Genomic DNA, 24016 nt, shown 5'->3' with positions numbered 1-24016 from the left:
ATGCCCGAGGTCCGGGTCAGCCAGCCAGCGCCTGGCTATCCATCTTCTGGCGCAGGCTCAGCGGACGCATGTCGGTCCACACTTCTTCGATGTAGGCCAGGCACTCTTTCTTCATCCCGCTCTTGCCCACGGTGCGCCAGCCTTCCGGCACGGCCTTGTAGTCGGGCCAGATGGAATATTGTTCTTCATGGTTGACCACTACCTGAAACAGGATGTCTTCGCGGTCGAATACTGAGGTCATTGCTGTTCTCCGTCGGTGTAAGGCTGGCTGCGCACCACGCACAGCTGATGTAAGAAGGAACGTGCCAGCCCGATAAAAAATTAGAGGCTGGTGACTGACGCCGCCAGGGCGCGACCAAAAATCTCGGCCACACGGTCGATTTCTGCGGCAGTAATCACCAGCGGCGGCAGGAAACGCACGACGCTGCCGTGTCGCCCGCCCAGTTCGAGAATCAACCCGCGCTTGAGGCATTCACGCTGCACCAGCGGCGCCAGTTGGCGATGCACCGGCGGGTGGCCCTGGGCATCAGGCGCACCGGCGGGGTCCACCAGTTCCACACCGAGCATCAGCCCACGGCCACGAATGTCTCCCAACTGCGGGAAGTCGCGCTGCAGGATGCGCAGGTGTTCGCCGAGGCGCTCGCCCATGGTGGCTGCGTGGGCGGGAATGTCGTGGTCCTTGAGGTAACGCATCACCGCCGAGCCGGCCGCCATGGCCATCTGATTGCCACGGAAGGTCCCGGCATGGGCGCCCGGCAACCAGGTGTCGAGCCAGTCGCGATACACCACCACCGCCAGTGGCAGGCTGCCGCCGATGGCTTTGGACAGCACGACCACGTCCGGGACAATGCCGGCATGTTCGAAGGCAAACATCTTGCCGGTGCGACCAAAGCCGCTCTGGATTTCGTCGACAATCAGCGCCACGCCAGCCTGCTCGGTAATGCGCCGCAGGCCGCGCAGCCAGTCGAGATCAGCCGGGATCACGCCGCCCTCGCCTTGCACCACCTCGACGATCACCGCCGCCGGCAGCAATACACCGGCCTCGGGATCGTTGAGCAGGTTTTCCAGATAATGCAGGTTGACCTTGACCCCTTCCGCGCCGCCCAGCCCGAACGGGCAACGGTAGTCGTACGGGAATGGCAGGAATTGCACGCCATTGCCGAGCAACGCGCCCAGTGGCTTCTTCGGCCCCAGGCTGCCCATCAGGCTCAGGGCGCCTTGGCTCATGCCGTGATAACCGCCCTGGAATGACAACACCGTGCTCCGCCCGGTGGCGGTGCGCACCAGTTTCAGCGCGGCTTCCACCGCATCGGTGCCGGTGGGGCCGCAGAACTGGATCTTGGCTTCCCGCGCCAGCGCCGGCGGCAGCAGGCCGAACAGGTCCTGCACGAACTGGTCCTTGACCGGCGTGGTCAGGTCCAGGGTGTGCAACGGCAATTCATCGCTCAGCACCTGGCGAATGGCATCGATCACCACCGGGTGGTTGTGCCCCAGCGCCAGGGTGCCGGCACCGGCCAGGCAATCGATAAAGCTGCGGCCTTCGACGTCCTCGACATAGATCCCTCGGGCGCGCTTGAGCGCCAGGGGAATGCGCCGTGGGTAGCTGCGGGCATTGGATTCCTGCTGGCGCTGGCGGGCCAGCAGCGGGGTTTCATCGAACTGGTAAAGCGTTTCCGCAGGGACCGCCTGGGTCTCTTCGATACGGCTGGTAGCGACTGACATCTCTCGATCCCTCAATACGCTGATGATGGTGACCAAACTGCCCACCCGTTGGCGCCAGGCCCAAGGGCCGCGCACGGATTTCCTGTTCTGGAAACGCATCAGCGAAGGGAGGATTTACACCTGTGGTCGTTAAAAACAGCTTTAGCGGATTTACCCGGCCACCCCGGTGTATTTTTCATTCAACGCATACAGGATCGCGCAGGTCTGCGCATCCAGCCGCCCACTGTAGTCAGAGGGCCGAAAATGCATCTGGAACGCACGGACACGTTGCTGGAAACCCAGGCGATTTTTCGCCGGGGCATAACCGTAGCGCTGGAACGCCCGCTCTACCTCAACCTCTGGCGGCAGGCCGATGTCGAACCGACGTTGATAGGCCATCTTGGCCACCTCTTCATACCAGGCCCCCACGCCCGCCTCGAACAGGCAGCGCCATGGCAAGCGGGGGCCGGGGTCGCTCTTGCGCCAATAGGCAATGTCGGAATGCCCGAGGATGTCGGTAGGACCGATCGCCGGGTAACGCACCTGAATGTCACGAATCAAGGCGATCAACACGTCAATCTGCTCTGCGCCATACGCCGGGAAGGTCAACACACCGGCGTCATCCCGGGCCTGGTTGACGATTTCAATGCCGATGGAGCGGCTGTTGAGGTTATCGCGCCCGGCCCAGTGGCTGGTGCCGGCGTGCCAGGCGCGTTGCGCTTCGTCCACCAGGCGAAATACCCGCAACTCGTCATAGCCGGCGGCACGGTAGCTGGCGTCATGGGGGTCGGCCAACAGGTAGTGGGCACTGAAACCGTCGCGGGTCAGTGCACGCAATGACGAGGCAAAGGGCGCGGCGGTGTAATGCACAATCACCTGGCGCACGGCCTGGCCATTGCGCTCATTGAAGTCGTTTGCGGGATACGTGGAATCGATAACCAACATAGGGGCTGTCCTTTTCAACACAGGCCGAGTCATTCAGCCGGTTCAAACACAAAAAAATTACCGCCATCCTGAAGCGTTGCGCTTGAGGATGGCGGTAGCTATGTGTGCTGTGAAAAGAAGGTTTCAGCGCCGCAACGGCATGCCCAGGTCGACGCGCATGCCATCGGCCTGGCTGTCGAATTTCAGGGAGCACGAGCAGCGCTGCACGATGGCCTGGACGATCGCCAACCCCAGGCCGCAACCCGGGCTATTGCCGTTGCGCCAGAAGCGCTGGGTCAAGTGTTGCAAGTCTTCGCTGGAAATCGGCGCGCCATGGTCACGCACCCGGAACACCACATTGTCGCCAGCGCTGGACACACTCAGCTCCACCCGGGTATCGGCCGGGGTGTGGCGCAACGCGTTGTCCAGCAGGTTGCGCAGGGCCGCGACGGCCAGGCCCACCGGCATTTCCAAAGGTTTTTCGGACAAACCGTCTGCCAGGATCAGGTCAATACGCTGATTGTCGCCGCCGTTGGCATCCTGGATCGCCAGTTGCGCAACTTGCTCGGCACTCGATTGCAGGCCGTCATCAAACGACAGGCTGCCTTCGACCCGCGCCAGCAGCAGCAACTGCTCAAGGGTGCGGTGCAAGCGGTCGGCGCCCTCTTCAGCATGGGCCAGGGACTGGTCACGGGCGGCGCCTTCGGTCATGCGCGCCACTTGCAGGTGGGTCTTGATCGCGGTCAACGGGCTGCGCAGTTCGTGGGCCGCGTCACCGGTCAAGCGGCGTTCGCGTTCGATGGTCTTGGCGATGCGCTGCAGCAACTGGTTCTGGGTGTCGAGCAGTGGCTTGAGTTCGCTGGGCAGCGGGCTGATCTGCAACGGTTCGAGGGAGTCGGCACTGCGGCGCATCAAGGCGTCACGCATGCGGTTGAGCGGCAACAGGCTCTGGCCGATCCCCAGCCACAACAGGCACAGGCAGCCCAACAATGCCACGCCCACCGGCACCGAGGCGGCCAGCAGGATCGACAGGTTCAACGCTTCACGCTCCACCTGCCGGTCGGCGGTGGTGATAAACAAATCGCCACGGGACAGGGTAAAGCTGCGCCAGCCCACGCCATCAATCATCTGGTCGCGAAAGCCGCTCTTGCGCGACTCCAGGCCCTGGTCCGGCGTGGTGTGGCTGCGGGCCAAAACCACGCCGCGCAAGGAACTGACCTGGCACGCCATACCGCCTGGCACATTCAATTGTTCGGCGCTGAAGTGCGCGCCCTCCCCCGTGCTGGAAAGGCCGGGCATCTGCTCCATCAGGCCCGCCACCATGCGTGCCGACGCCACCAGGCGCTGGTCGAGGGAAAACATCATCTGGTTGCGCAGGTCGTTGAGCATCCACGCGGCGGCCAGGACCCAGATCAGCACGAAAGCTGCGCCGAGCTTGAAGGTCAGCCGCAGGCGCAGGCTCATCACGAAGCGTCCTCTCCACCGTCAGCCGGGCCCAGGCGATAGCCCAGGCCGCGCACGGTTTCGACAATGCCGTTGCCGAGTTTGCGCCGCAGGTGGTGGATGTGCACGTTGAGGGCGTTGCTTTCCAGTTCGTCGTTCAGGCCGTAGACGCTGTCCTTGAGCTGCTCGCTGGAGAGCACCCGGCCGCGGTTCTGCAACAGGGCCTGCAACAGCGCCTGCTCGCGGCGGGACAGGTCCACCGACTCACCGCCCAGCAACGTTTCGCGGCTGCTGGGGTTGTAGGTCAGGCGCCCGTGCTCGATCAGGTTGACGCTGCGCCCAGCCACCCGGCGCAACAGGGTGTGCAGGCGTGCGGCGAGTTCGCGCAGGTCGAAGGGTTTGAGCAGGTAGTCGTCGGCACCGGCCTGCAGGCCGTCGACGCGGTTGGTCACCGAATCCCGTGCGGTCAGGATCAGCACTGGAATCTCCAGGCCCTGGCTGCGCAGTTGCTGCAACAGCTTCAAGCCGTCTTCATCCGGTAGGCCGAGGTCGAGTACCATCACGTCGAATTCCGCCACCTTGAGCATCGCCCGGGCAGCCGCAGCCGTGCCGACGCGCTCGACCGTCAGGCCCTGGGCGCTGAGCCCGGCAACAATACCGCTGGCGATCAGCTCGTCGTCTTCACAGACCAGTACGTGCATGGTGAACCCTTTGCAAAATGTGAGGGTGATTAAAAAGGCAGTGGATTAAGCGTGCATTATGCCGCCAACGCCAAGAATCCCGGATAATCCCTTCTTTCTAGGATAGCCCGGTTAATCATCGGTTAATCAACGCCACACATTGTGTGTCCCACTTGCTTCGAACTAAGGCTTGATCATGCGGCATCTGTTTATCTTTCTGCTGGTAGTGTTTGCTGGATTCGCCCAGGCCGCGCCTGGCAACAATCCATTCGAGACCAAACCCGACTTCCTCCCGGTAGGCAAAGCCTTCACCTTTACCTCCGAGCGTCTGGCCTCCGGCGAAACCCAGTTGTATTGGCAGATTGCCGACGGTTACTACCTGTACCAGCAGCGCATGAAATTCGATGGCCTGGCCGAAAAGCCGACGTTGCCCCAGGGCGAAGCCCACAGCGACGAGTTCTTCGGCGAGCAGCAAGTCTATCGCCAGGGCCTGGAAGTGAAGATTCCCGCTGGCGCCACCGGCCAGGTCAAACTCGGCTGGCAAGGCTGCGCCGATGCAGGCCTGTGCTACCCGCCGCAATCGATCACCGTGGACCTGGGCGGCAACCCTGCCGTCGCCGCCACCGGCCAGGCCCAGGACCAAAGCCTGGCCAGCGGCCTGCAACAACGCAGCCTGGGCTGGAGCCTGCTGGTGTTCTTCGGCCTGGGCCTGCTGCTGGCCTTCGCCCCGTGTTCCCTGCCGATGTTGCCGATCCTCGCCGGCCTTGTGGTCGGCAGCGGCGCCAGCCCACGGCGCGGCTTTGCCCTGGCCGCCAGCTACGTGGTGTGCATGGCGCTGGTGTATGCCGCGCTCGGTGTATTGGCTGCGCTGCTCGGCGGCAACCTCGCCGCCCTGCTGCAAACCCCGTGGATCCTCGGCAGCTTCGCTGCGTTGTTTGTGATTCTCGCCCTGCCGATGTTCGGCTTCTTTGAACTGCAACTGCCGGCCTTCCTGCGCGATCGCCTGGACAACGTCAGCCGCAACCAAAGCGGCGGCAGCCTGGTAGGCGCCGGCGTGCTCGGCGCCCTGTCCGGCTTGCTGGTGGGCCCGTGCATGACCGCGCCCCTGGCCGGCGCGCTGCTGTACATCGCCCAAAGCGGCAACGCCTTGCACGGCGGCCTGATCCTGTTTGCCATGGGCATAGGCATCGGTGTGCCGCTTTTGCTGCTGGTGACCGTGGGCAACCGCTTCCTGCCCAAGCCTGGCACCTGGATGAACATCCTCAAGGGCATCTTCGGCTTCCTGTTCCTCGCCACCGCCGTGCTGATGATTCGCCCGGTGGTCGGTGAAACCCTGTGGCTCGGCTTGTGGGGTGTGCTGGCGCTGGTCATGGCCTACTGCGGCTGGCGCCTGGCCCACGATTTCGGGCGTACCGCCATGCTGTTCGGTGCCGGTTCGCTGGTGCTGGGCCTCTGGGGCAGCGTATTGGTGATCGGCGCGGCCGGCGGCAGCGACGATCTGTGGCAACCGCTGAAGGTCTACAGCGGCTCGCGGGCAGCCGGTGCTCCCACCGCCCACGAAGCCTTCATGACCATCAACGACCCGGCCGTGCTGCAAAGCCAGCTCGACAGTGCCAAGGCCCAGGGCCAATGGGTGCTGGTGGACTACTACGCCGACTGGTGCGTGTCGTGCAAGATCATGGAAAAACAGGTGTTCGGCAAACCCGAGGTACTGGACGCCCTCAAGGATGTGCGCCTGCTGCGCCTCGACGTCACCGCCGACAACGCCGCCAGCCGCGAGCTGCTGGGCCGCTACAAGGTCCCCGGCCCGCCGAGCTTCGTCTGGATCGGCCCCGACGGTGAAGAGCGCCGCGCCCAGCGCATCACCGGCGAAGTCGACGCCGCCGCCTTCCTGCAACGCTGGACCCAAGCCCGGGAAGCCCTCTGATGCTGACACTGACCATCGGCACCTTCGCCATCGCCTTGAATCACTTGCTGCTGATCACGGCGTTGATCCTCGCCACCCTGGTGGGCTGGCGGGTGGCCAAGCGCGGCGGCGAGAACCCCGAGTCGGTGCTGTTCACCCTGTTTCTGCTGGGTATGCTCGCCGCACGCGTCAGCTTCGTATTGATGTACTGGTCGTACTACCAGAATGACCCGCTGCAAATCGTCGACCTGCGCGACGGCGGTTTTCTCGCCTGGCCCGGCGTGATCGTGCTGATCATCGGCGCGCTGATCTACGGCTGGCGCCGCCCGCTGCTGCGCAAGCCGCTGAGCGCCGGCGTGATCACCGGCCTGGCGTTCTGGGCCTTGACCAGCCTGTCCCTGACCCTCTACGAAAAAGGCACGCACCTGCCGGACATTGCCCTGCGCAACGCCAATGGCGAAACCGTGCAACTGGCCGACTACAAGGGCGGCCCGCTGGTGATCAACCTGTGGGCCACCTGGTGCCCGCCGTGCCGGCGCGAAATGCCGGTACTGGAAAGTGCCCAGCGCCAGCGCCCGGACGTGACCTTCCTGTTCGTCAACCAGGCCGAAAGCATGCAAAGCGTCGCCACCTACCTGGCGACCCAGGGCCTGAACCTGGACAACGTGCTGTTCGACGCCAGCGGCCGCCTGGGCCAGGCCGTCGGCTCCATGGCCTTGCCCACCACCCTCTTCTACCAACCTGATGGTCGCCTGATCAACAGCCACCTGGGCGAACTCTCACAGGCCAGCCTGGCCCGCGCCATGGAGCGCTTCGAGCCGACCCCCGCCAAACCGGCCTTGCCGGCCACCACAAGGAATTCGCCATGCTCCGCCTCCGCCACCTGCTGACACTCCTGCCCCTGACCCTGGCCGCCAGCCTGGTCCACGCCGAAGACTGGCCGGCGCCGATCAAGAACATCGAAGCCAAGGGGGCCAAGATCATCGGCAAGTTCGATGCGCCCAGCGGCCTCACGGGTTATGCGGCGCAATACCAGAACCGCGGCATGGCGCTGTACCTGACCGCAGACGGCAAAAGCGTGATCGCCGGCAACCTGTACGACGCCGACGGCAATGACCTGAGCACCGCGCCGCTGGAGAAACTGGTGTATGCGCCGATGGCCAAGGAAGTCTGGGCCAAGATGGAACACAGCAACTGGATCCAGGACGGCAACAAGGACGCGCCGCGCATCGTGTACCTGTTCAGCGACCCAAACTGCCCGTACTGCAACATGTTCTGGGAACAGGCACGGCCGTGGGTGAAGTCGGGCAAGGTGCAGTTGCGGCACATCATGGTGGGGATTATCCGTGAAGACAGCCCGGGCAAGTCGGCCGCGCTGTTTGCCGCCAAGGACCCGCAACAGGCCTTGGAAGCCCATGAGTCGGCCGGTAAAGGCAGCAAGTTGCAGGCGCTGGAAAAGATCCCGGCGGATATCCAGGCCAAGCTTGATTCGAATATGAAGCTGATGGACGAGCTGGAGTTGTCGGCCACGCCGGCAATTTTCTATCTGGATGACAAGGGTGGATTGCAGCAACAGCAAGGAGCGCCGTCGCCGGATAAGCTGGTGAAGATTCTCGGTCCGAAATAATCAGCCCTAGCCTGAAAAGACAATGCCCGCATCGAAGCGGGCATTGTCTTTTCAGCGCGGATTAAATCCCCTCTACCAGGAAATCATCCATGTACCAATCGTTGCCGCTCGTAGCGCCTTCATGGCTATAGATTTCCAGCAGCACGGGAGCGATGGCTGGCGTAAAGGTGAAGCTCAGTGTATGCCAGTTCAGGTCAACCAACTCTTCCACCGGTGTTTGTTGAATGGAGTCTTTGCGCAACGATAACTTGGGCGTCGCGAACGCAACGCTGTACCGTCGAACCCGTACGGAAAACCGGTAAGTAAAACCGCTCTCCAAATCCAAGAAGCGCCGCTGCAGGATCGGGCCGAAACTGTTATTGGTAAATGTGAAATTCCTGACTGCGTAATCGGACTTGCCGTCAGGTCCCGTCCCCATATATTCAATGCTGATATCCCTGGCATCGGGTGCGCCTGACCCTACGGTCCATAAACCCAAGGTCTGATCGTTGAAATCCGTCAGGTCTCTGTACTGCTTGCGCAACAGCAGCATCAGCACAGGGAACACAATTGCTTCGCTCACATGGGAGCTGCCGTCCGCCGTAACCTTGAACACGATGTTCAATACGGACCTGTGGCGAAACTTTTCCAGTTCCTCACGAGGCAGAACGTGCGACAACCCATGGTTTGCCTGCTCTTGCGTGATCGGCTCATTGACCAGCAGCTTGAGGGTATGGGACGACCCGTCGAGCAAGGTTCCCGTACATTCCAGCCAGCCCTTTTGCCCCGCCAGGATGAACCACCAGGCTTGCAGCGTAATCTCGGCATCCCCTGTAAAGGTGCGCAAGTCCAGTGTCCCCTGGCCACCGGGCAATTGAGTGGCCTGCGGTACCTCTGGCGCAGGCAAGCGCTGCGGGACACTGATCTGTAGCTCCAGGTCAGCTGACGTGACGTGCTTGCATGCGCTCGCGACGCTGTAACTGACGGGCACTGTTTTGCCGCTTCCAGCGATTACAGCCTCGCGGGGAATGGTGAAGTCAACGTACTTCGGATCAGTGTTACCCGGCTTGGGTGGCAACGGCAGGCAACTACCGTCCGATTGTGTCCAACACACGCTGATCTCGTCATGAGCACTGATGTGGTCATATTCCACCCGTGCCGTCACGCCATCACGGCCATTCCATACCGTCAACTGCGAGCCCACGGCCTCCCGAATGGTCAAGGGTTTCAGGACCAGGTCTTCCTGATGAATATCCAGGTGCAGCACAGGAAACGGCTCGGCGCTGGCCCTGTCGGACCGGCCATCGAAGTTCACCGCAAAATGCACGTCAAAGCGGCTGCAATCGGCCAGTTTTTGCAGGTCGCGCCGGGACAGCAGCGTACTGACGCCCTCCTGCAGCCATTGCTCGGAGAGCGGCTCGCCGTCCAGCACATCGAAGCGATAAGGCGCGCCATCTTCCCGCTCACCCGTTACCCACATCCAGCAGGGCTGCCCCAAGGCGCCGTAGGCATAGGCCGCCACCGTCAGTTGCGCGTCCCCCTGGAACGTATTGAGGTCCAGCGTACTGCCCGTGGCCTGTTCCACCTGCGGCTTGGGCAGGCCGGAGATATTCAGGATTTTTACCGGTCGCGGCAGCGCCGACCAGGTTTGCCCTTCCCGTCGGACGGTGTAGCGGACCGACACCTGCTTATTGAAATTGGCGCTGATGGCTGACGCCGGCACATTAAAATCAACAACGTCCCGATTGTCGGCCTGCTTGCACTCGAGTACCGGAGTGCCTGCCCCGGCAGTCCCTTCCCAGAAGGCGCAAACCCAGTCGCAAGGGCACATATGCTCATAGCTGACCCGGATGGTCGCACCGTCCTGGGTATTGACCGGATTCAATACGAGATTTTCAGGTGTGATTTGCGTGGCTTCCACCACCGTGGGCGCTACGAGATCCAAATGAGGCTCGATGAGCAACGTCAACACCAAACCAGAAATCAGCCGATACACCGGCCTGGAACCCGCACGCGGCAAAAACTCAACGTAGAACGCAATATAAAGCTCACTGTCATGCTTGAGCGTGGCCAGCTCGGCACGGGACAACTTTCGGGTCCAGCCGTGGCGCACGTCCTCGTCTGTTACCGGTGCATCTTCATAAGGGTAGAGACTGGCCTTGGACCCATCAGGGTAAATCCCCCCGATATAGACCTGAGCCACTTGAACCGGGTCGATGAACGGCCAGGCGTCGACATGCAGAACCGGGTCTTCACCGCACAACAAGGACAGGTCCAGAACACCGCCTGAGGCTTGAAAGATCTGCAGTTGCGGCAAATTGGACGGCAACTTGATGAACACGTCGGCAACGGGGGAAGGATGTTCCTCGCCATCGCGGGTAACGACATAGGAAAACAGCGCGAAGTTATCAATGCGCAGCCCTACGTAATACGGGGGTACGTGGAACTCGACCGAGCCCGCTTCGACGCCATCCTGGGAGGCAATCGGCGCGTATTCCCCCGGTGTCGACTGCCAGCGCAACACAATACTGTCGGTGCTGAGCATCCCTTCGTAGAACACCCGGACAGTAGCCCCCTCCAGCAACTGGAGCGGGTCAACCCGGGGCTCTCCCTCGGCTTCGACCAACTGTGGCTTGGGCAGGTCAAGGGTCAACGGTGATGACTTGGGCATGATAGAACTCCATTTCAACGAGTGATGGTGTTGCCCATCACACGCCGAAATGCCCCCCTTGCCTACTGTCAGAATTCACAGTTCGAACCTTAACAACCGCGCCACCCGACGAGTGGCGCGTTGCGATCCGAGTTAAAAACCCTCCAGCTCCGCCATCAAATCACTCAACCGATCCACCTTCTCGGCGCTGATCTCATTCGCCGCCAGCCCGTCGATATACCCCGCCAACGCCTCCACCGTGCTGCACTCGAACATCGCCCGCAACGGCACATCCCGCTGCAGCGTCTTCTGCACCCGTGAAGCTATCTGCGTGGCCAGCAACGAATGCCCGCCCAGTTCGAAGAAGTTGTCCTGCACGCCGACGCGCTCGACCTTGAGCACCTCGGCCCAGATCCCGGCCAGCGTCTGCTCCAGCTCATTGCGCGGCGCCAGATATTCCTGGCTGTGCAACTGGCCGATCTCCAGTGCCGGCAAGGCCTTGCGGTCCAGCTTGCCGTTGGCGTTCAGCGGCAACCGGTCGAGCCACAACCAATGCAACGGCACCATGTATTCCGGCAGCTCGGCCCGCAGGCGTTGCTTGATGCGATCGAGGCGCTCACCCGGGTTGAGCTGCGCATCCGCCGCCACCAGGTAGCCCACCAGATGCTTGCCGTTGACGCCCTCCTGCACGCCCACCGCCGCATCCCGCACTTCAGGCTGCTCATGCAGGCGCGCTTCGATTTCACCCAGCTCGATCCGGTAACCGCGAATCTTCACCTGATGGTCGATGCGCCCGACGTACTCCAACACACCGTCGCTGCGACGGCGGGCCAAATCCCCTGTTCGATACAACCGGTCCGCACCCAATGGATTCGGCACAAACGCTTGCGCCGTGCGCAGCGGATCGCTGACATAACCACGCCCCACGCCCGTCCCGGCCACGCACAACTCGCCAACCGCGCCTTGGGGCACCAATTCCAGCGCGCCGTCCAGCAGGTACAACCGGTTGTTGTCAGTCGGCGTACCAATCGGCAGATAAGTGCCACGGGTCGACGCCAGGTCGACGCGGAAGAACGCCACGTCGTCCGAACATTCCGCCGGGCCATACGCGTTGACCAGGCCAATCTGCGGATAACGCAGCAACCACTGGTGCGCCAGTTCCGGCGGCATCGCTTCACCCGTCGGCAGCATCCAGCGCAAGCCATCCAGGCTCATGCGCTCCTGGGCGAGCATGCCCTGGATCAGTGACGGCACGCTTTCCAGCACGGTAATGCCCTGGGCCTGGACGTGAGCGAGCAAGCCTTGCGGATCATGGGCAATGGTATTCGGCACAATGTCCACCCGCGCCCCGAACAGCGGCGCCGCAAGGAACTGCCACACCGAGATATCGAAACTTTGCGAGGCGGTCTGGGCGATCACATCGTGCTCAGTCAGTTGCAGATACGGCACCTTGCTCAACTGGTTATTGAGCATGCCGCGCTGTTCGACCATCACGCCCTTGGGCAGGCCAGTGGAGCCCGAGGTGTAGATCACGTAGGCCAGGTTATCCGGCGCGCTGTAGATGCCCGGGTTCTGCTCTGAACCCACCAGCTCCTCCCACACCAGCAGCCTCGGTCGCGAGCCACAGGCAAACTCTTCCAGCAACAGATCCGCCTGTTCCCGACAAGCCTCGGTGCACACCAGCAACGGCGTACGACTGAGGTCGATGATCCGGCTCAAGCGCTGGGTCGGCAGCCCCGGATCCAGCGGCAAGTAACCCGCGCCGGCCTTGAAGCTGCCGATGATCATGCCCAGCAAATCCAGATTACGTTCAGCCAGCAACGCCACCGGTTGATCCAGCCCGACACCCGCGGCAATCAGCGCATGACCCAGGCGGTTACTGCGCCGGTTCAGCTCAGAGTAGGTCCATTGCTGATCCAGGCAACTGGCGGCAATCCGCTGTGGATGCTGTGCCACCTGGGCTTCGAACAGCTCGATGTAACTGCGCTCCAGCGGATATTCATGCTCGCTCTGGTTGCAGCCGTCCACCAGGAACTCACGCTCCTGCTCGCCAATCAGCGGCAAGTCGGCCATGTCGCCATGGAAGCCCTGCACCAGCGCCAGCAGCAGCCGCTTGAATTCAGCGAGCATGCCTTGCACGGTGGTTTCATCGAAATAACGCTGGTCGTAGGACAGGTGCAAGCCCAGGTCATCGCCCGGGTAGCACACGGCCGTCAGCGGGAAGTTGGTGTGGGTGCGACCGGAATCCGAGGTGGCATTCAGGCTTTGCGCACGGTCCAGTACCGAGACTTCCACCGGGGCGTTCTCGAACACGAACAGGCTGTCGAACAGCGGCTGGCCTTTCGGCAATTCGCTGTGCTCCTGGATGGTCACCAGCGGCAGGTACTCGTACTCGCGCAGTTGCATATTGCTGTCGAGCAGGCCGCTCAACCATTGGCGCACGCTGCACTGCTGATCGTCCTCCGGCAGCTTGACCCGCAAGGCGATACTGTTGATAAACAGCCCGACGGTGCGCTGCATCTCGGGCATTTCTACCGGGCGCCCTGCCACGGTGACGCCGAACAGCACGTCGCGATCGCCACTCAAGCGCCGCAGCACCAGGGCCCATGCCGCCTGGGCGAAGGTGTTCACCGTCAATTGATAAGCCTGGGCCAGCTCGCGCAATTGCGCGCCGTCGCGCACATCCAGGCGGGTGTAGCAGTCGCCCACCACCATGCCGCCGCTGTGGCCGGCATGCTCGCGCAGGAACGGCCGGTCGCTCGGAATCGGTGTGGTGCGTTCGAACCCTTGCAGGTTCTGCTGCCACCACTGGCGCGCCTCGGCGAGGTTCTGGCGTTGCAGCCAGGCGATGTAATCGCGGTAACGCGGTGGCGTCGCCAGTTGCGCTTCGCGACCTTCGCCGAGGGCCATGTAGATGTCGAAGAAATCGTTCATCAGCAGCGAGCGGCACCACGCATCGATCAGAATGTGGTGGTTGCTCATCATGAACCAGTAGCGGGCTTCGCCCACGCGGATCAGCCGCAGGTGGAATGGCGCCTGGTTAAGCAGATCGAAACCGGCTTCACGCTCGCTTTTCAGCAACGCTTGCAGGCGCGGTTCCTGCTCGCTTTCCGGCTCCTGGCTCCAGTCGAGGTACTCGATCGGCGTGCTGCCGGGCTTGTGGATAACCTGCAACATGTCTTCGCCGACGTTCCAGCAGAACGAGGCGCGCAAGGCTTCATGACGGGCGATCACCGCCTGCCAGGCCTGGGCGAAACGCTCGGGGTCCAGGGCGCTGTTGATGCGGTAGCGGTCCTGCATGTAGTAGAGGCCGGTGCCCGGTTCCAGCAGGGTGTGCAGCAGCAAGCCTTCCTGCATCGGGGTCAGCGGGTACACGTCTTCGATGGCATTGGCCGGCACCGGCAGCGCATCGAGTTGCCCCTGGGTCAGGTGCGCCAGCGGGAAGTCCGACGGCGTAAGGCCGCCCGCGTCTGCCTTGAGGCAATGTTCGATCAGGCTTTGCAGTTCCGCCAGATAAGCGTCCGCCAGTTCAGCGATGGTCTGGCTGTGGTGACGCTCGCGGCTGAAGGTCCAGCGCAGCACCAGCTCACCGCCGTACACCTGGCTGTCGACACTCAGCGCGTTGGGCAACGGCGCGTCCGGGTCGTGGGCGATCCCGGCGGACTCGTCCAGCGGGTGGAACAGTGCGTCGGCGCCAAAGCTCTGGTCGAACTGGCCGAGGTAATTGAAGGTGATACTGGCGCTCGGCAACGCGGCCATGGTCTGGCGGCACAGGTCGTCGGCCAGGTAGCGCAGCACGCCATAACCCAACCCCTTGTGGGGCACGCCGCGCAGTTGCTCCTTGATCGCCTTGATCGAGGCGCCCTGCCCGGCGGCCTCTTCGATATGCAGCGGGGTCAGGCGCAGCGGGTAGGCGCTGGTGAACCAGCCGACGCTGCGGGTCAGGTCGATCTCGTCGAATAGCGGTTCGCGGCCGTGGCCTTCCAGCTGGATCAATGCCGATTCATGGCCACTCCAGCGGCACAGCACACGGGCCAGGGCGGTCAGCAGCAAATCGTTTACCTGGGTGCGGTAGGCACTTGGCGCCTGCTGCAACAACTGGCGGGTGCGCTCGGCATCCAGGCGCACGCTGACGGTATCCGCGTCGCGATTGCGCAGCGAACCCTGTGGGCGATCCACCGGCAATTCAACGGCAGGGCCGGCCAACTGTTGCTGCCACACGTGCAGCTCCTCACGCAGGGATTCGCTGCCGGCATACGCCTGCAACCGCGCCGCCCAGTCGCGCAAGGCGCTGGTCTTGGCCGGCAGGTTGACCGGCTGGCCGTCGCTCAACTGGCGATACACGGTTTGCAAATCTTCGAGCAATACCCGCCAGGAAACGCCGTCCACCACCAGGTGATGGATCGCGATCAGCAGCCGGCGCTGGCCTTGCGGGCCGTCCACCAGCAACGCGCGCAACAACGGGCCATGGGCAAGGTTGAGGCTGCGCTGGGTGTCGGTGAACAGCGCGCTGCACTGCTCCATGTCCGCTACCTGGGCTTGCAACAGCAGGCCGCCTTCCGGCACAGCCAAGTGTTCGGCGTGCCATTGGGCGTCGCGCTGGGTGAAGCTCAGGCGCAGGGCGTCGTGATGTTCCAGCACCGCCAGCAACGCTTGCTCCAGGCGATGAGGTTCCAGGGCCTGAACCGGCTCCAGCAGCAATGCCTGGTTCCAGTGTTGACGCTCCGGGATGTCGGTGTCGAAGAACCAGTGCTGGATCGGCGTCAGCCCGGACGCGCCGGTCAACACGCCTTGTTCGGCGCTGACCTGCTCGCTGCGGGTCGCCACGGCGGCCAGGGTTTGCACGGTCTGGTGCTGGAACAAATCACGCGGGCTGAAATGAATCCCTGCCTGCCGGGCCCGGCTGACCACCTGGATCGACAGGATCGAGTCACCGCCCAACTCGAAGAAGTTGTCGTCAAGGCCTACCTGTTGCACGTTCAGTACCGCGCACCAGATGACCGCCAGGGTTTGCTCCAGCTCGTTGCGCGGCGCCACGTACTGTTGACGATTCGCCTCGGGGTCCGGCTGCGGCAAGGCGCGGCGGTCGAGTTTGCCGTTGGCAGTCAGCGGCATGCTGTCGAGAACGATCAGGTGCGCGGGCACCATGTAGTCCGGCAGCTGCGCTTTCAAATGCGCCTTGAGGGATTCACGCAGTGCACCGTGTTCTTCGTCGCTGATCAGGTAGGCCACCAACTGTTTGCCGCTCGGGGAATCCAGCGCCAACACCACTGCTTCACGCACCGCCTGGTGTTCCAGCAGGCGGGTTTCAATTTCCCCCAGCTCGATGCGGAACCCGCGAATCTTCACTTGATGGTCGATACGACCGAGGTATTCCACCAGGCCATCGGCACGCTGGCGCACCAAGTCGCCGGTGCGATACAGGCGACCGCCGTTCGTGGCAAACGGATCCGCGACAAACCGCTCCGCCGTCATCCCCGGACGCTGGTGATACCCCTGGGCCAGGCCTGCACCGCCGACGTACAACTCGCCGGTCGCGCCTTGCGGCACCAGCGCCAGATCCGCATCCAGAATGTAGGCCACACGCGCGCCGATGATGCTGCCGATCGGCACGCTGCCGGCGCCCTCTTCCAAGGCTTCCGGGGCCAGGCTGGCCAACGGCATCACCACGGTTTCAGTCGGACCATAGGCGTTGAAAAACAGCGCCGGCTTGAATGCCGCGCGAATGCGCTGCAAGTGTTCGCCGGTCAGGGCCTCACCGCCGGTGATGCACATGCGCACCGCCAGGGTCTGGTCTTGCGTGGCCAGCCATTGCGCCAACTGGCTGCCATAGCTTGGGGTGAAGCCCAGGATATTGATGCGGTGCCGACGAATCAGCCCGCAGATTTCTTCCGCGTCCCACTGGCCCTGGGCCCGCAACACAACCTGGGCACCACTGAGCAACGGCACCAGCAGACGCTCGGTGGCAGCGTCAAAGTTGATGGAATAGAAGTGCAGCTCGCAGTCATCCGGGCGCATGCCGAAGCGCTCGATCACCGCCTGGCAATGCATGGCAATTTCACCGTGGGACACCACCACGCCCTTGGGCTTGCCGGTGGAACCGGAGGTGTAGATCAAGTAGGCCTGATGTTGCGGCAGGCTGATGAAAGGCAACTCGCTTGCCGGGTAGTCCGCCAGGGTCAGCAGGTCATCTTCCAGGCACCAGCGGCCGACACTCTCAGGCAGTTCGCCCAATGCGTCGAACATCGCGGCATCGCTGAGCAACAGGCCGATGCCACTGTCTTCGATCATGTAGTGCAGGCGGTCCAGCGGGTATTCCGGGTCCAGCGGCACATAGGCGCCGCCGGCCTTGAGGATTGCCAGCAGGCCGACGACCATTTCCAGCGAACGCGGCAACGCCAGGCCGACCCGCACCTGCGGGCCCACGCCGCGCTCGCGGAGCATCCAGGCCAGGCGATTGGCACGGCTGTCGAGTTCGCTGTAGCTCAGGGTCTGCCCGGCAAAGGTCAACGCCGGTGCATCGGCACGGGCCAGGGCCTGCTCGCTGAACAGGTGATGGATGCACTGGTCGAGGCGATGCTCGCCGGCTTCAATACCGAGGCTGTCTTGCAGGGCGCGCTGTTCGCCAGCCTCCAGCAACGGCAACTCACTCAGGCGCTGTTGCGGATCGGCAAGCAAGGCTTCCAGCAGGTTTTGCCAATGCGCCGCCATGCGCGCAATGCGCGGCTCGTCGAACAGGTCGGTGCTGTAGGTCAGGCAGCAACCCAGGCGATGATCGAGGTCAGTGACTTCCAGGTTGAGGTCGAACTTGGTGGCGCGGGCATCGTTGGCCAGGTATTCGACGGTCATCCCGGCCAGGGTGCGGCTTTGCTGGAATTCCCAGCGCTGCACGTTGCACATCACCTGGAACAGCGGGTTGTACGCCGCGCTGCGGGTTGGTTGCAGGGCCTCCACCAGATGGTCGAACGGCAGGTCCTGATGGGACTGGCCTTCGATCACGGTGTGGCGAACCTGGTCAAACAGTTCGCCGACACTCATCTGCCCGTTGAGCTGGCAACGCAGCACCTGGGTGTTGAGAAATGCGCCAATCAGCCCTTCGCTTTCCGGGCGAATCCGGTTGGCCACCGGCGCACCGATGCGCAGGTCAGTCTGGCCGCTGTAGCGGTAGAGCAATACCGCGAGGGTGGCGGTCATGGTCATGAACAGGGTCAGGCCACGCTCGGCGTTGAAGGCACGCACGCGGGCGGCGAGGTCGTCGCTCAAATCGAAACGGTACAGCTCGCCCTGGTGACTTTGCACCGGCGGCCGCGGACGGTCGGCCGGCAGTTCCAGCAGCGGATGTTCGGTGCCCAGTTGCGCGGTCCAGTAATCCAGTTGGCGCTGGCGTTCGCCGGACTCCAGCCACTGGCGCTGCCACGCGCTGTAGTCGAGGTACTGCACCGGCAATGGCGCCAGTGGCGATTCGCGGTCGTCGATGAACGCTTCATACAGCGCGCTGAGTTCACGGGCAAAGATGTCCATGGCCCAGCCTTCGGTGACGATATGGTGCAGGGTCAGCACCAGGTAATGTTCCTGCTCGCCGGCCTTGACCAGGCAGGCGCGCAGCAGTGGACCGGTCTCCAGATTGAACGGCGTGTGGGCTTCATGATCGGCCAGTTGCTGCACACGCCGTTGCCGCTCGGCCTCACTGAACGCCGAGAAATCCTGCCAATCCATGCGCACGCCGGTTTGCGCCGCAACCTTCTGCTGCGCCACGCCATTGATGCTCGGGAAAGTCGTGCGCAGGGTTTCATGACGCATGATCAAGGCCTGCAACGCCGCCTCGAAACGGCCCACGTCCAGCACCCCGCGAAAGCGCGCCATGCCGCCGACGTTATACGCCGGGCTGTCGGGCTCCATCTGCCAGAGGAACCACATGCGCTGCTGGGAATAGGACAGTGGCACCGGTTGGCTGCGGTCGACCTTGCCGATGGCCAGCTGTTGGTTACGTTGCCCGGCGGCCTGGATCAGCCGGACCTGCTCGGCGAAAGCCCCCAGCTCGCTGGCGTCGAACAGCGTGCGCAACGGCAGTTCGACGTCACAGGCCTGGCGGGTGCGGGAGATGATTTGCGTCGCCAGCAACGAATGGCCGCCAAGGGCGAAGAAGTCGTCCCGCAGGCCGATGCGTGGCAGCGCCAGGACTTCACGCCAGATCGCGGCGATTTGCTGTTCCAGCGCTGTTTCAGGTTCGACGTGCTCACGTACCTGCCACACCGGTTCCGGCAAGGCGCGACGATCCAGTTTGCCGCTTGGGCTCAGGGGCATCGCGTCCAGGCGCATCAATTGCGCCGGGACCATGTACTCCGGCAGCTCGGCGGCCAGGGCGGTTTTTACGTCCTGTTCATCCAACGGTTCGCTGGCGGTGTAGTAACCGATCAACTGCGCACCGGCTGCGGTTTCCCGCACCAGCACCAACGCTTGGGCGATGCCGTCGAGAGCCAGCAGGCGGGCTTCGATTTCTTCAGGCTCGACACGGAAGCCACGCAGTTTGACCTGCTGATCCAGGCGCCCGAGGTATTCCAGCACACCGTCGGTGCTCCAGCGCACGCGGTCACCGGTGCGATACAGGCGTGCGCCAGCCTCACCAAACGGGTCGGCGACAAAGCGTTCGGCGGTCAGCCCCGCACGCCCGAGGTAACCCCGGGCCAGGCCGATGCCACCGATGCACAACTCACCCGGCACACCCGCCGGCAGCGGCTCGAACTGATCATCCAGCACCCGGCAAATCACATTGCCCAGCGGCCGGCCAATCGGCGAACGCTCGCCGTCCTCGGCCTGGCAATGCCAGTGCGTGACGTTGATCGCGGTTTCGGTGGGGCCATACCGGTTGTGCAACTGCACCGCCGGAAACTGCGCCAGCACCCGGTTGCGCAACTCGGCAGGCAGCGCTTCACCGCCGGAGAACAGGCGACGCAGGCTGGTGCATTCGGCAGCCAACGGTTCGTCGACAAACAGCTGCAACAGCGGCGGCACAAAGTGCAGCGTGGTCACGCCGTGTTCCTGCACCAACTGCGCGATGCGATGGGGATCGCGATGCTCGCCGGGGCCGGCCAGCACCAGGCGGCAACCGGTGATCAGCGGCCAGAAACACTCCCACACCGACACGTCGAAACTGATGGGCGCCTTTTGCATCAGCACATCGGTTTCATCCAATTGGTAGGTGGCTTGCATCCACTGCAAGCGCTCGGCCAGCGCGGCATGGGTGTTGCCCACGCCCTTGGGCTGGCCGGTGGAGCCGGAGGTGTAGATCACATAGGCGAGGTTGTCGCCATTGAGGTGCAAACCCGGCGCGTGGGTCGGCCAACTGTCGAGCTTGAGGCTGTCCATGGCGATGACGCACACGCCTTGCGCCGTGGGCAGTTGTTCCAGCAGTGAAGTCTGGGTCAGCAGCAGTTGCACGCCGCTGTCCTTGAGCATGTAGGCCAGGCGTTCGGCGGGATAATCCGGGTCCAGCGGCACATAGGCGCCGCCGGCCTTGATGATTGCCAGCAGGCCGATCAGCAGTTGCGGCGAACGCTCGGCGGCGATGGCCACGCACACGTCCGGGCCGACGCCCTTGTCCCGCAGGTAATGGGCCAGGCGGTTGGCCTGGGTGTGCAATTGCGCGAAGGTCAGGCTGCCGTCCTGCCACACCACTGCGGTGCGTTCCGAGACGTGTTGGTTAAGTTGTTCCGGCAGCCAGCGCTGCGCCGGTGTGCACGGCGCAGCGCTCCACTGCTGTTGTTGGCGCTGCTCGTCGGCGTGCAACAGCTTCAGGTCGCCGATGGCCTGTTGTGGTTGCTCGCAAATGGCTTGCAGCAGGTTGATGAAGTGCCCGGCCAGGCGCTCGATGGTGGCGGCGTCGAACAGCTCATCGGCGTAGTCGAAGGACAGGCTCAGGCGCCCGTTGCGGTCTTCTTCAGTGTGCAGTTGCAGGTCGAACTTGGCTTCGCGGCTGTGCCATGCCAGCTCGTCGGCAAGCAGGCCCGGCAAGCGGCGCAAGGCGCCGAGGTCACGTTGCTGGTGGTTGAACATCACCTGGAACAGGCCTTGTTCCCGAGCTTGGGGGAAGGCTTCCAGCAGCTGTTCGAAAGGCAGGTCCTGATGGGCCTGGGCACCCAGCGCTGCGGTGCGGGTTGCCGTCAGCAACTCGGCGAAGGGCAGGCGCGCATCCAGTTCGGCGCGCAGTACGAGGGTGTTGATAAAGAACCCGATCAGGCCTTGGGTTTCCTGGCGCGGACGGTTGGCGTTGGGCACGCCGATGCGGATATCGCGCTGGCCGCTGTAGCGATAGAGCAGGCTCTGGAACGCCGCGAGCAACAGCATGAACGGCGTGGATTCGTGGCTTTGGGCAGTCTTGCGAATGGCTTCGCCGAGGCTCGCGCTCACACGCACACTGTGACGCGAGGCACTGCGCAGGTGCTGCGCCGAACGCGGGTGATCGGTGGCCAGGCTCAGGGTTGGGTGCTCGTCGCCCAGTTGTTGTTTCCAGTAAGCCAGTTGCCGCTGGCCCTCGCCTTCGGCCAGCCACTGGCGCTGCCAACTTCCGTAGTCGGCGTATTGCAGGGCCAGCGCTGGCAGCTCCAGGGGTTGGCCCTGGGACGCAGCGGCGTACAGTCGCGAGAATTCGTCGATCAACACGTTCAGCGACCAGCCGTCCGCGATGATGTGGTGCAGGGTCACCAGCAGTTGGTGGTCTTCGTCATCCAGGCGTACCAGCGTTACCCACAGCAGCGGGCCTTTCTCCAGGTCGAACTGGGTGCGGGCTTCGTCTTCACGAATCTGCTTGGCACGGGCTTCCCGCTCGGCGGCAGGCAAATCGCTGAGGTCGATGACTTGCAGGTCGAAATCAGCCTTGGCGTCGACCCGCTGGAAGGCCTGGCCATCGCGCTCGAAGAAGCGCGTGCGCAGGGCTTCGTGGCGCTGGATCAGTTGCTGGAAGGTTGCGCGCACCGCGTCTTCATCCAGCTCGCCGCGCAACCGCAAGGCGCCGGGAATGGTGTAGGCGCTGCTGTGCGGGTCGAGTTGCCAGGTGATCCACAAGCGGTTTTGCGCGAGGGATTGCGGCAGGTCTTCCTGGCGCGACAACCCATGGATTGCGCCTTGGGCCACGCCGCCGTCCTGCTGCAATTGCCCGACGCTGGTGGCGAAGGCGGCCAGGGTGGGCGCTTCGAACAACAGGCGCAGGTTCAGTTCCAGGCCGAGGGTTTCCCGCAGCCGGGCGACGACCTGGGTGGCGCTGATGGAGTTGCCCCCCAGCAGGAAGAAGTGATCGTCGGCGGCGACCTGCGTCACCTGCAATTGCTCGCACCAGATCGCGGCAATCCGGCTTTGCAGCTCGGACGCCAGCACCGCATCACCCGCCTGCGCTTGCACGCCAGGGAACTGCGCATAACTGTCGAGGCTGCCGTCCGCCAGGCGTGTGCGGCAGGCCGAGCGCTGCACCTTGCCGCTGGACGTTTTCGGCAAGCCACCGGGGTTGAGCAGCACCACCACGCTCGGCGCTTCCTGGCAGGCTTCGGCCACCGCCTGGCGAATCGCCTTGATCAGTGCTTCCGGCGGCAGGATTTTCTGCACGCTGCGGCTGATTTCGGCGGCGATGCCAATGCCTTCCAGGCCCTGGTCATTCACCGCGAACGCGGCGACCCGGCCCTTGCGCACCACTTCCACTTCGCGCTCGATGGCTTGCTCGATGTCCTGGGGATACAGGTTGTGGCCCCGCACGATCAGCAGGTCTTTCAGCCGGCCGGTGATGAACACTTCACCTTCGCGGATAAACCCGAGGTCGCCGGTCCGCAGCCAGGTACGGCCTTCGTGCTGAACGAAAGTCTTGGTGGTGGCTTCAGGGTTGCGCCAGTAGCCGTGGGCGATGCTCGGGCCGGTGGCCCAGATTTCACCGACGGCATTGTCGGGGAGCGTCGCCAGGGTGGCGGGGTCGGCAATCAGCACCGCGTGCTCGGGCTGGCTGGTGCCGCAACTCATGATCGCCGCGCCCTGCCCTGGCTCGGCGCGGTTGGCGGCCAGAGCCTGTTCGTCCAGGCGCAGGGCCGGGATGCCGTGGCCACGGGTGCCGCCGGCAACGAACAAGGTGGCCTCCGCCAAGCCGTAGGAGGCGAAGAAATTGTTCGGGGTAAAACCGCAGGCGGCGAACTTCTCGGCGAAGCGTTCGAGGGTGTCGAGGCGGATCGGCTCGGAGCCGGAGTACGCCACGCGCCACTTGCTCAAATCCAGGCGATCCAATGCCGATTCGCTGACTCGCTCGCTGCACAAGCGATAGGCGAAGTCCGGCCCGCCGCTGATGGTGCCGCCGTATTCGCTGATCGCTTCGAGCCAGCGCAATGGCCGGCCAAGGAAGTACGCCGGCGACATCAATACGCACGGCACACCGCTGAAGATCGGCTGCAGCAGCCCGCCGATCAGGCCCATGTCGTGGTAAAGCGGCAACCAACTGACGATCACGTCGTCGGGGTTCAGGTCGATGCCGAAGCCCCGGCGAATCAGCAGCTCGTTGGCCACCAGGTTGCCGTGGGTCACTTGCACGCCCTTGGGCAACGCAGTGGAGCCGGAGGTGTACTGCAGGAAGGCGATGTCATCGTCTTGCAAGTTGGGCGCAACCCAATGGCTCGCGATTTCGGCATTGAGGCTGTCGACGCACAGCAACTGCGGCGCGCCTTCGAGTTGCGCCAGCGAATCACCGAGGCTGGACGTGGTCAGCAGCAACCGCGGCTCGGCGTCTGCAATGATCGACAGCAGCCGCTCCTGATGATGACGGCGGGCGGACTCCGGCGGATAGGCCGGCACCGCGATGACCCCGGCGTACAGGCAACCAAAGAACGCCGCGACGTAATCCGGCCCGCTGGGGAACAGCAGCACCGCACGATCGCCCCGCCCGGCGTCGGCCTGCAAGGCGGCGGCGATGGTGCGGGCGCGCAGGTCGAGGTCGCGGTAACTGAGGACAACGCTCTGTTCGGCCGTCTCGGCAAGGAAGCGCAACGCCAGTCGATCCGGGGTTTGCGCGGCGCGGCGTTGAAGGGACTGAACCAGGGTGCGGGGAAGTTCGAAGGCGTCCATCATGGGGTTCCTGCCTG

Annotated in this window: 10 protein-coding genes; 3 read left to right on the top strand and 7 right to left on the bottom strand. The window is 63.6% G+C overall.

Annotation, left to right across the window (positions count from 1 at the left end; translation table 11 throughout):
• Positions 1–16 precede the first annotated feature (16 nt).
• From HX786_RS15830 to HX786_RS15810, 5 genes are all read right to left on the bottom strand, one after another.
• A complete protein-coding gene (locus tag HX786_RS15830) occupies positions 17–241 on the bottom strand; it encodes an MbtH family protein (protein ID WP_003209001.1) in 225 nt (74 codons plus the stop codon).
• An 80-nt stretch (positions 242–321) separates the two neighbouring features.
• Complete coding sequence (locus HX786_RS15825; protein WP_178912318.1) at positions 322–1722, bottom strand: aspartate aminotransferase family protein; 1401 nt, start codon at positions 1720–1722, stop codon at positions 322–324.
• Positions 1723–1872: 150 nt separating this feature from the next.
• A complete protein-coding gene (locus tag HX786_RS15820) occupies positions 1873–2646 on the bottom strand; it encodes an N-acetylmuramoyl-L-alanine amidase (protein ID WP_003209007.1) in 774 nt (257 codons plus the stop codon).
• A 123-nt stretch (positions 2647–2769) separates the two neighbouring features.
• The gene (locus tag HX786_RS15815) at positions 2770–4089 is read right to left on the bottom strand and encodes an ATP-binding protein (protein ID WP_008431673.1); all 1320 of its coding nucleotides are present in this window, start codon (positions 4087–4089) and stop codon (positions 2770–2772) included.
• Complete coding sequence (locus HX786_RS15810) at positions 4089–4769, bottom strand: response regulator (protein ID WP_003209011.1); 681 nt, start codon at positions 4767–4769, stop codon at positions 4089–4091. The genes HX786_RS15815 and HX786_RS15810 overlap by 1 nt, the downstream gene beginning before the upstream one ends.
• 175 nt (positions 4770–4944) lie before the next feature.
• Between HX786_RS15810 and dsbD the strand changes: the two genes are divergently transcribed.
• The 3 genes from dsbD to dsbG are packed head-to-tail and all read left to right on the top strand — an operon-like array spanning position 4945 to position 8281.
• The gene (gene dsbD, locus HX786_RS15805; RefSeq protein ID WP_177081327.1) at positions 4945–6675 is read left to right on the top strand and encodes a protein-disulfide reductase DsbD; all 1731 of its coding nucleotides are present in this window, start codon (positions 4945–4947) and stop codon (positions 6673–6675) included.
• Positions 6675–7544: a TlpA disulfide reductase family protein gene (locus HX786_RS15800; protein WP_087695093.1), complete on the top strand. Its 870-nt coding sequence runs from the start codon at positions 6675–6677 to the stop codon at positions 7542–7544. Before dsbD ends, HX786_RS15800 begins: the two co-directional genes overlap by 1 nt.
• On the top strand, positions 7520–8281 hold the full coding sequence (gene dsbG, locus HX786_RS15795; RefSeq protein WP_003209017.1) for a thiol:disulfide interchange protein DsbG: 762 nt from the start codon (positions 7520–7522) through the stop codon (positions 8279–8281). The genes HX786_RS15800 and dsbG overlap by 25 nt, the downstream gene beginning before the upstream one ends.
• 61 nt (positions 8282–8342) lie before the next feature.
• Here the strand turns inward: dsbG and HX786_RS15790 are convergent, their stop codons facing one another.
• Together HX786_RS15790 and HX786_RS15785 are read right to left on the bottom strand one after the other, a co-directional pair.
• Positions 8343–10931, bottom strand: a complete 2589-nt coding sequence (locus HX786_RS15790) for a hypothetical protein (protein WP_178912317.1) — start codon at positions 10929–10931, stop codon at positions 8343–8345.
• Between the two features lie 132 nt (positions 10932–11063).
• Positions 11064–24002, bottom strand: a complete 12939-nt coding sequence (locus HX786_RS15785; RefSeq protein WP_178912316.1) for a non-ribosomal peptide synthetase — start codon at positions 24000–24002, stop codon at positions 11064–11066.
• Positions 24003–24016 lie beyond the last annotated feature (14 nt).

The sequence above is a fragment of the Pseudomonas sp. 21615526 genome, from assembly GCF_013386245.1.
In the GTDB taxonomy this organism is placed as follows: Bacteria; Pseudomonadota; Gammaproteobacteria; order Pseudomonadales; family Pseudomonadaceae; genus Aquipseudomonas.
This window is presented reverse-complemented; position numbering and strand designations above follow the sequence as displayed.